Origin of the sequence: Aliiroseovarius salicola (genome assembly GCF_027891095.1) — a bacterium.
GTDB lineage: Bacteria > Pseudomonadota > Alphaproteobacteria > Rhodobacterales > Rhodobacteraceae > Aliiroseovarius > Aliiroseovarius salicola.
Map to the genome: position 1 here is coordinate 1 of NZ_JAQIIO010000030.1, position 623 is coordinate 623.

At 60.8% G+C, this 623-nt stretch carries 1 protein-coding gene; it reads left to right on the forward strand.

The window, feature by feature from the left end:
* Window positions 1–623: iron-containing alcohol dehydrogenase (locus O2N63_RS17500; RefSeq protein ID WP_271055599.1), on the forward strand; the 623-nt coding region annotated here is incomplete at both ends.

Genomic DNA, 623 nt, shown 5'->3' on the forward strand with positions numbered 1-623 from the left:
GCGATTGCGCCGATCATCGCGGTGCCGACCACGGCCGGCACCGGGTCGGAAGTGGGGCGGGCATCCATTATCACCAATTCGGTCACCCATGAGAAGAAGATCATCTTCCACCCGAAAGTGCTGCCGTCAGTGGTGATTGCCGATCCGGAACTGACGGTGGGAATGCCGAAGTTCATCACGGCGGGCACCGGGCTCGATGCCTTTGCCCATTGCGTCGAGGCCTATTCCAGCCCGCATTACCACCCGATGTCGCAAGGCATTGCGCTCGAGGGTATGCGGCTGGTGATCGACTATCTGCCGCGTGCTTATGCGGATGGCACCGACCTTGAGGCACGGGCTCATATGATGTCGGCCGCGGCAATGGGCGCGACCGCCTTCCAGAAGGGGCTCGGTGCGATCCATGCGCTGTCTCATCCGGTGGGCGCGATCTTCAACACGCACCATGGCACCACCAACGCGGTCTGCATGCCGGCGGTGCTGGAGTTCAATGCCAGCGAGATCACCGACCGCTTTGACCGCGCCGCAGATTATCTGGGCATCAATGGTGGCTTTGCCGGGTTCCAGAAATTTGTGCAGAACTTCAACGACACATTCGAGATCCCGCGCAAACTCTCGGAAATGGG